Below are 313 nucleotides of genomic sequence, written 5' to 3' on the forward strand. Positions count from 1 at the left end.
CTCAGTACGGATTTCATTTCAACGGCCAGCGCTGCACCGGCTGCAAAGCCTGCGTCATGGCCTGCAAAGATAAGAACGACCTGTCAGAGGACATCAACTTCCGCAATGTCCACGAGTACGGTGGCGGCACCTGGACCCAGGACGAGGCCGGCTGCTGGGTGAGCGACGCCTTCGCCTACCCCGTTTCCATCGCCTGCAACCTCTGAGCCAAGCCCATCTGCTTGGCGAACTTCCCCCAGGGCGCTATCTAGAAGGACGACGAGACCGGCCAGGTGTGGTCCGATCCCGAGAAGCGCATCGGCTGCGGCTCGTG

At 62.0% G+C, this 313-nt stretch carries 1 pseudogene; it reads left to right on the top strand.

Features of this window, described 5'->3' with window-relative positions:
• Positions 1 to 206 (top strand): annotated as a pseudogene (locus PZH32_RS12415) (dimethyl sulfoxide reductase subunit B); the annotation flags it as partial.
• Between the last annotated feature and the right edge of the window lie 107 nt (positions 207 to 313).

Source organism: Adlercreutzia equolifaciens (genome assembly GCF_029076695.1).
GTDB classification, from domain to species: domain Bacteria; phylum Actinomycetota; class Coriobacteriia; order Coriobacteriales; family Eggerthellaceae; genus Adlercreutzia; species Adlercreutzia equolifaciens_A.